This is a genomic window from Bacillus sp. AFS017336 (genome assembly GCF_002555445.1).
Lineage (GTDB): Bacteria > Bacillota > Bacilli > Bacillales > Bacillaceae_G > Gottfriedia.
In genome coordinates this window covers 69,161-78,894 of record NZ_NUCO01000016.1, presented here as the reverse complement: position 1 = coordinate 78,894, position 9,734 = coordinate 69,161, and the positions used below count along the sequence as shown (strand labels likewise).

The 9,734-nt window shown below is 34.6% G+C and carries 4 protein-coding genes; all 4 read right to left on the bottom strand.

Features of this window, described 5'->3' with window-relative positions:
- The coding region (locus CN601_RS08325) for a DEAD/DEAH box helicase (protein WP_098170768.1) at window positions 1–1,274 on the bottom strand (1,274 nt) is incomplete at its 3' end.
- A 946-nt stretch (window positions 1,275–2,220) separates the two neighbouring features.
- Window positions 2,221–6,492 carry a S8 family serine peptidase gene (locus tag CN601_RS08320; protein WP_098170767.1) on the bottom strand — a complete coding sequence of 1,424 codons (4,272 nt, stop codon included), beginning with the start codon at window positions 6,490–6,492 and terminating at the stop codon, window positions 2,221–2,223.
- Between the two features lie 164 nt (window positions 6,493–6,656).
- Window positions 6,657–7,937 carry a helix-turn-helix domain-containing protein gene (locus tag CN601_RS08315; RefSeq protein ID WP_098170766.1) on the bottom strand — a complete coding sequence of 427 codons (1,281 nt, stop codon included), beginning with the start codon at window positions 7,935–7,937 and terminating at the stop codon, window positions 6,657–6,659.
- 203 nt (window positions 7,938–8,140) lie between these two features.
- Entirely contained in the window at window positions 8,141–9,574 is a 1,434-nt protein-coding gene (locus CN601_RS08310; protein ID WP_098170765.1) for an N-acetylmuramoyl-L-alanine amidase family protein, read from the bottom strand.
- Window positions 9,575–9,734 lie beyond the last annotated feature (160 nt).

Below are 9,734 nucleotides of genomic sequence, written 5' to 3'. Positions count from 1 at the left end.
CTTCCACTTCCTGATCTTTCCGCTCTTCCTGTATTTCCTGATCTTTCAGTTCTTCCTGCATTTCCTGATCTTTCCGATCTACCTGCACCTCTTGATCTGTCCGATCTACCTGCACCTCTTGATCTATCCGATCTGTCTGTACTTCCTTCGTTCTCTGTTCTTTCTACTCTTTCCATTTCTATTCTATTAATTGAAAGTTTAAGTTCTTTTTCAATCATTTTCATATCTTGAAAATCTTTTGGAGTAACAAATGTAATTGCTGTACCAGTATCTCCTGCGCGACCAGTTCTTCCAATTCGGTGTACATAGCTTTCTGTATCCATTGGTATATCATAGTTGAATACATGAGTTACACCATCAACATCGATTCCTCTGGCTGCTACATCCGTTGCTACAAGATATTGTATTTTAGCTTCACGGAACAATTTCATAACTTTTTCACGTTTTCCTTGAGTTAAATCTCCGTGAAGTTCTTCGGATAATAGTCCTTTTCCTTTTAACTGCTCATTTAACTTGTTAGCTCTTCTTTTTGTTCTACAGAAAATGATCGCTAGAAATGGTTCAGTCTCTTTTATTTGACTCAATAATGCATTATATTTTCCACGATCTGTTGTTTCAATAATTAGTTGTTCAATTTCATCTAGTGTAATTTTCTTTGCCTTTACTTTAATAACTTCTGGTTTTTTCATGTAACGTTTTGCAAGAGATTGGATTTGGTCCGGCATCGTAGCAGAAAATAATAACGTTTGTCTCGATGCTGGCGTTTGTTTGATAATATCTTCAACTTCATGTAAAAATCCAATATGCAACATTTGATCTGCTTCATCGAGTACTAGGAAATCAACTTTATCTAATTTTATAGTTCCTCGTCTTAAATGGTCTAAAAGTCTACCTGGCGTTGCAATGATTAAATGTGCACCACTTTTTAGTTTACGTGCTTGTTGCTCAACGTCTTGGCCACCATATACAGCAAGTACTCCGAAATCTTCACTAACAATTCTTTTAGCCTCAGCTGTTATTTGAAGAGCCAGCTCTCTTGTTGGAGCAACTACTAATGCTTGAGTATGTGGTAGTTCTAAATTAATTCGTTCAAGGATTGGAAATAGGAATGCAAATGTTTTACCCGTTCCTGTTTGTGCTTGGCCTATTAAATCCTTTCCTTCAAATACAATTGGAATTGCCTTCTCTTGAATTGGAGTGGGCTCTGTAATACCTAATTCAGTTAAATACTCCGTTAATTCTTCACTTAAACCTAAACTAGAAAATTTATTCATTATATATACCTTACTTTCTATTTTCTATCATTAATAATAATGGTTGATTTATATATTTGTTCAAAAACGACTTATCCATTGTATCACAACGTTTATTAATCTTTTAAAATAATCCAATATAAATTTATTCGTAAAATCGTTCGGATTTCGATTACATCTGCATCAAATTATTTTTCTCATTCTTTCGATGAAATAATCAAGTATTGAAAGAAAAATTAAAATAAGATAAATAAGAAACGTGGGTAAACGACATTCTCCAAAAATTAAAATTTCTAATTTACATCTCAATTTGTAATTTTAGTAATTTATCAATTTAAAAAACGACGAAAAGAGGCCGTCTTAAAAGTTAGCGTAACTGACATATTGACGACCTCTATATAATTTCGAGAAATATTGTTGTTTTAAGTCTGTCTATAAATCTAATGGGGGGGTATTTGGGTGATGTTTTTCAAATAAAGTTGAATTGATGATTTCCATTTATAAATATTTAGTAGATTACTTCACTTTTTTAGTCAGTTCACACTGAATAAGAGCAGATTTATTTTTTTTTATGATTGTTTATCTTCTTTTGAACAAATACAGAGCTATAATACCCATACCAGTATAAGTATTATCGTATCAAATTTGAGGTTCTAGTATATTTAATTGCAGTTTTACTATTTTATTTGCAGTTCTGTTAATTTTATTTGCAGTTTCTCTATTTTTATTTGCACTTCGTCTTTTATTTGCAGTTCTATTATTTTTATTTGCAGATCCCCCTATTTTATTTGCAGTTTCTCTATTTTTATTTGCACTTCGTCTTTTAATTGCACTTCATTCGAAATCTCCTATTTATTCGATGTTTCTCAACTCCTTCCTACAATCTGACCGATATTTTCAACTACGCTTCTTCTAAAAATAAAAAAGAGGGTGTCCCAAATGGACACCCTCTTTCGTTATTATAAAATTACTCTAATCCAAGTGCTTCTAATACATCATCCAATGTATTGCTCTTATATTTTGTAGCTGCTTTAGGTGAATTGTCGTTCCACGGATTTTGCATTAGGTAGTTATTGATTACGTATTGCATATCTTTTGCATCAACAACGCCATCGTAGTTAATGTCAGCATCACGCTTATTTGTACCCCAATATGTTTGAATGTAAAGCGCATCTTTTACGTCAATGACATTATCTTTATTTACATCTCCACCAGGTATATAGTTATAATCGACTGGTTTAGATCCTGCAGTGGTTTTGCCATCTTCTTTTACACCAATTGTAAAATCTTTAGAGAACGTAAAGTGACCTGGAACATCAATTTTCATAGTGAAATTATCATCGGCTATTGGTAATTTCGTTCTAAATGCATATGGGAATGATTGAGCGTATCCTAACTGATCAGATACCCCATATTCTTTACCATTTTCATCCTTCACGCTAATTTTTGTACCTGCTTTATTATAATCAATTAGTTTTACTTGAGGTTCTAATCCATTAAACGTCATTAGTCCTTCAGCCTGAACTTGCCCTCTCACTAATGAATATGTCGGTGTTATATAGAAATATGGCTGAATTCCTTGTGTCGTTACGGTCGTGTTATCCACATTTGTATAAACAGCGTTAAAGAATCGACTTGAACCAGTTGCATTGTAGAAGTTCATTGGACCCTTATAGTACGGGTCTTTTGCTTTTAATGTTAAATCTACTAATGATACATCTCCAGCTATTCCAGTATTCGCTAAATCTCCAGTTGCCGTTGCAGTAACTGTCATTTTAGTTAGCGAACCATTAAATGGAGCAGTCGTATATTGAACATCTAGCTTGCCTTTAAATGCAGCATTTGGTTGTACGTTAATTAAATCAAGGTAAAGACTTGGATAAAGGAAAGTGAATTCAGCTTTCTTCACATTAGTTTTAACATTTTTTGTTGAGAAAGTTACAGTTGTTGATTCACCCATATTGATGTGTTGCTTATCTGAGATTGCTGTCGTATATGCGGTTCCTTTTTTAACAAAGTATGCATCAATAAAGCTACCATAGTTTCTAACAGTTGATTTCGTATAATCAGAGAAATCGTACTCTGTAATGGCATTTACAATTGGACCAGATGTACTTAATGGTATTTCAGAATTAAAGTTCCCTTGAGAGTCTAGTGGAATGCTTTTTTCTTGAGAGTTGTTAGGGTTATAGTAAGTAAAGTTGTTATCTCCTTGTGAAGCATTGATGCCTGCTGCTTTCATCTCATCAATTTCTTTATCAAATACATTACCTGATACAGTCACTTTTGTGTCAGTTGGATTAGCAGTTTCGTAAATGCCTCCAGCTTTCATATTGTTCATTGTTACTTTCGCTTCTTTTACTCCATTATAAACTGGTGCATCTGCAGTGAAAGTTTCACCTTTATCATTTGTACCCACCATTCTAATCTTCCATAATCCTGGATCAATCTCTTTAAGGTCATATGCAATTGGATTATTTGTATCACCAGTTAAAGGATAGTATTGACCATTATTTAAAACGCCTCGGAAGTAATACTCGATATTCTCGTCTGCTCCCATTCCGTCAGCTGAGCCTAAGAATCCGATTTCTTTGTCTGTTTTTGGATCCACAATAAAGAAATCAAAATAACGCATATGAGAATTTAATTTAAAGTTTACTCCAATAGACCATTTTGTCGCGTTACTTGCGGCCTCATACGGCACTGTAAACGCTGGTGGATTACCTGTTAGATAGTCAATACCTTCTTTTACCGTATGAATAGCAAATGGGATTTTATATGTCTCATTTGGATCTTTTTGGTTTGTATATACTACATACCCTTCGTAAGTTCCAAGCTTTGCAGTTTTCGGAACATTGATTGCAGCATCCATATTGCTACTACTGTATCGTTTAACTTTTACAGATGATTTTACATCTAATGTGACGCCATTTGCAGCAGCATCTTGATCTGCTCTAGAATCATTTGTGTATCGTGCATCCAATGTTTGGAATTGAACTTTAACATCATATGTTTTATCTACTGAGCTTTTATTAAATAAAGTGATTGAGCGTTGGTCTGATAAGTCTTTACCAGTGACTGCTTGTTCACCAAAGCTTAGTGCACCAGTAATGTTTTTAATTAGTTTAATGCCTTTACTTGCTAAAGTAGTTGCCCCATTATTACTTGTATTATCTTTTACTGTTGAAGTTTTATCTTTTACTTGAATTTCTGTCTGAGCGTGAACAGCATCATATGGGTTTACACGCCCTGCCCCAACCTCATATACACTGTATTTATCATTTAATGGTTCAGCTGTATTCATAAGTGTTGATTTAATATCTGACGGAGACATATCTGGATGAGCTTGTTTTAATAATGCAGCTACCCCAACAACATTAGGAGTTGCCATTGATGTTCCAGATAGACGCTCATATGCGTATTGATAGTTTCCAATTTGATCAGCTCCGTGCACATAGGAAGGAACAGTAGAGAAAACAGATACACCAGGTGCCGTTACTTCAGGCTTAATATCGTATAATACGCGAGATGGACCACGTGAACTGAATGGTGCTAATTTATCCCCAACAGTCACTAGTTGTTTCATATTACTAAATGTAAAACCTAGGGATGTACCTTTAGATGCTCCAACTAAAGGTAATTTAGCTGCCAATGCACTTCCTTGTGCGTAACTTAGTAAAAATGTTGGCAGTAAGCCGTAACCGTCACCAAGATATACATCACCTAAAGGAACATTCGTGTCATATAATACAACTGCTTTCGCGCCATGTGCTTTAGCAGTCGCTATAATTTGAGTGATCCCAAAGCTACCTCGCTGTGCTAAAACCACTTTTCCCTTTACATCAATTGGATCAGAATTTCCAGCAGAACCCATCCAATAACTAGTTTCACTACCAAAAGACACATTCACCATTTGTAAAGTTTGCCCTTCAAAATCCGCTACGTTATCTGTTAAACCTTGAGCAGCTAATTTTAAATCAACAGGTATATCACCTGTAGTAGGGTGTAATGCACCTGAAAAACTCGGAATTGAAACAGATGTATCGCTCGCTCCAACTGTAATAGCTAAAGGTGCATTACCAGGTGCGCCAAGTGAATACATTCTATCTCCTGAGTTTCCTGCTGCAACAATCGCCGTTACTCCAGCAAGAACGGCATTGTTTACTGCAATACTCGTAGGATATAATGGATCATTGTAATTTGCTCCAAGAGACATATTAATGATATCCATTCCATCTGAAACTGCCTTATCAATACCAGCCAAAATTGCAGAAGTAGAGCCGGATCCATATGGTCCTAAAACGCGGTAAGAATAAATATCCGCATCTGGAGCAACACCCTCAACTGCAAAATCTGCATTATTCTTCGCTTGTCCAGCAATAATTCCGGCTACGTGTGTCCCATGCTCGGTATAGTAAGCTTCACCGCTTGATCCCAATTCAGGCTGACCAGACTTTTTCCAATCGGCATATGTAGTTTCCATTGGGTCATTGTCATTATCTACAAAATCGTAGCCACCTTTGAAAGCACCTTTTAAATCTGGGTGATTGTAATCAATCCCAGTATCAATAATTCCGACTTTTACACCTTTTCCTGTAAAACCTTCTTGATGTAGTTTTTCAACACCTGGGAATGTAACCATCGTATGAGTTGCAGTTTGCTTCGCCGTCGTATCCTTAATAGAAGGTGGCTCTACTTGAACCTGCATATCGCTCCAGACGGCTTTTACTGCATTAGATTTAAGTAAAGCCTTTACTTTGTTAGCTGGTAGAGTCATAGAGACCCCATTAAATGCTTTTTTATATGATCGTTTAATTGAATATGGATTTTTCTTTGATTTTAATTCACTGCTAAAAATAGTTTTTAAGTCTTTTTGGAAAGTGTCATGTGATGCATCTACTTTTTCTTTCGCATCCTCCGCTGTTAGATTTACTCCATCAGCTTCTGCTTCTAAAACGGCAGTTTGACCAGGCTTGTCCTTAAACTCGACAATGACAGAAGTAGGCTTATCACTTGTTTGATCAACTTCAGGTGACAAATTAACTCCCTCTTTGTCATTTAGCTTTAATTGCTTAATTGCCTCACGCTGCTGAGGCGTAAGTTTTGCTAATACTTGTTCAATCTTTGAAGTTGCTTGTGCATGAACTTGGTGCGAAAAGGAGATTGGTGTAATCGTAGTACTAATAAGTCCTGTTGTTAATGCTAATGTTGTAACATTTCTAAACATTTTCTTTTTCAACTACTATCCCTACTTTCTTTTCTTAATAAGTTCATTATATTGAGACTTGATATAATTTTATTTTCTGAAAATTACGTCAAATTGTATTTTTTTTAATTTTTTTATCTAAACTTTAATTCTTCTAATCTATATTCCACAGTTTCAATTTCTTTAAACCACATAGACTAGGCAAAGTTATGTGAAGAAGTCTCTTTAATCCCATCAATACTTAATAATTGTATATATTTATCTATTTGGTCCGAAGTCGCATGATGTTTATATCTCCAGTAAACTAGTAAGCACTTATTAAATCTTTCCAAATTTCCTATTTGATTTGCTGCATAAGCTACATCCAATAATTCATCTAACCCTTTTGGAAATTGTAAGCTTTCACACTGAAACAAAGCATATGCATATCGAAACTCCAAATATACTTTTTGTTTTAACCAAGATTCCACTCTTTCGTCCAACTCATCAATCTTGTGCTCATATAAATCTAATATTTTTTTAGCATCCTCTAAACGGTTCAAATGAATATATGCCTCAAGCACCTTTGGTAAACCAATATGTACATCCTCTCTATCTTCTAACCATGTAAGATACTGATCTACATACTCTAAATAACCATAATCCAAATAAGATGCAAGTCGATTTCCAATCGCTAAATCTGCAAAATAATCATTTACTTGAGCATAACTGTCGGTTAGTTCAATTATTTCTTCAAGCGTTCCTCCAAGACGTGCTAATGCAAAGCTCTTATACATGAGAGCTCTTCCATAATATTCACCGTCTTTAACAAGCTTCCTTAACCTCTCAGCATAATAAAGTACTTCTTCCCATCGCTCACGCCAATAGTAAAATGCAACAATCCATAAGTAGGCTTCTTTTATAACTTTTTTTGGCATACAAAATAGATATTCCAGCACATCAGTCAATGCATGCTGGGCGTCATCAGTCATCCTTAAAATGTAAAACCGCCGAAAATAACTAATTGCCAACAGTTCCATAATATTTTTCGAATCATTTTCAATAATGATTTCATACAATAGCAATGATTTTTCTTCTTCTCCTGCTTTAAAAAGCTCTTCAGCAACGAAGAAAATGTAATTCAAATAATTGGCCCGATCAGTGTCCGATTTCTCTGTCGTCATAATTTGTAGCAACCTTTGACAATGTTCCTCGTAACCTTTCAAAAAGCACTTAAACAAAAACTGTACACTTTTACGCTTATCCAATAGTTGTTCTTCATTGAAACATTCCTCAGCAAAATGTGAATAAAGTGCACCTTCCTCTAACTCAATAGCCTCTGTAATAGCATCCAAATATTTAAGTGTAACCGAACGTTTATGATTTAAAAGACGACTTATTTCACTTATATGTATACCTGACCTTTGAGCTAAATCCGTTTTTGTCCAGCCTTTCTTCCGACATATCAATTCAATTTCTTTATATAATGCTGCGTTCATTCTCCTCACCTACCAATTATTTTCTATTGTTTTTTAACTTCTTAAACTTTTAAGCAAAGATTACAATTTCATTATAACGATAGTTGACTTGATTTCATTTCCGAAAAATTTTGTCAATTCCCATCAAATTCTAAGAAATTCTATGAAAATTTTTTAAAAAAAGGACTCTCCATTAGTCATATAATGACTTTTGGAGAGCCCTATTAATCGTTTATATAATATGAATCTACGTTATATCCTTGAATACTTAAGTAATCTAGTATTCCTAAATAAATCCCTTCAGCTGCTTCTTGCTGCCAAATCTCATTACTTAGCTTTACATTATCTGTTGGATGATCTATATAGCCTAATTCAGTTAAAATTGATGCCATCGTTGATTCGCGAATTACTTGAAAGTTTCCGCTTTTAGTACCACGATCCTTTAACTCTAATTTTTCAACTAGTCTATTTTGAATAGTTTCAGCAAGTGTCATACTATCTTCTAATTTCGTCGGCGAATTAGTAGGAGAAGTCTTTGATTCACCATAATAATATGTTTCTGTTCCATTTCCATTATGCGAAGAAGATGCATTAATATGGATACTAATAAATGCGTTCGCCTTTTTGGATTTAGCAAATTCGACACGCTGATTTAATGTTGGATATGTGTCAGACTCACGAGTAAAATATGTTTGGATCGGTAGCTCCACTAAATAATCGTTTAAAAATTGAGAGACAGATAAGACAATCATACTTTCTTTATAGATTTCCCCGCTACTTGTTTTAAATGTTGCACCAGGATCACTTCCACCATGCCCTGGATCAATAACTAGAATAAAATTTTCTAAATTCATATCGTCATCGCTTATTTGCTGGATATATTTCGCACTAACCCACCCAACAATCGTACCAGCTTCAATTTCATACCATCCATCTTTTTCTGCTTTAATTTTAACTACAGTACCGACTTTAATGCTTGTTATTGACTCATACGTAGTTCCCGGGCCAGTTCTTACATTTAAAGATGAGGTAGTAACTCGTCCACTTTTATCTTGTTGATCGATTGCTGAAGTGTCTCCACTTGGTGGCTTTGTTGTTGGGGGATTCGGTTTACTCTCTTCTGGTGGTTTCGTTGAAGGCGGTTTTACTTCGTTAACAATTTGTATCACATACGCCGAACTTACCCATCCATATCCTTTGGTTGTATTTATTCTGTACCAAGTAGATTTTTTTTCTACGATTGAAACTTTAGTACCTTTTTTTAGAGTTGTAATTACCTTACCCGTAACACTAGGACTTGTTCTTACGTTTAGTGAAGATGCAGTTATTTCACCAGAGAATAAAACTTTTGGAGCAGTTGGAGTTTTTTTAAATAATTTAATATACTTAGCTGATGCCCAGCCTATTTTTTTACTAAACTTAAACTTATACCAACCATTTTTTCTTTCAGTAATTGTTAGTTTATTTCCTTTTTTCAAGGTCATGATTTTACTATAGGCAGTGCTTGGTCCAGTTCTCATATTTAAAGAAGCCGCAGTAACTACGCCGCTTTGTGTAGTAGCTGCTTTACTACTATTTACTCCAAAAAATAGACTACTAGATAGAATAGATAAAATCATACCTATTTTTAATACATTATTCCATAGTTTTAAAAGCATCTTACAATCCCGTTGCCATAAATTTATTGAAATCTATACATACTTCCAGTTTGATGTAATGATTTTTTCAAACAATTAGGCAACGTCCTCCTTCCTAATTCAAAAAATTTAATGTTTTTTTTTCGATCCCCCTCTTGCTTTGCAAATTTATACTAGAGAC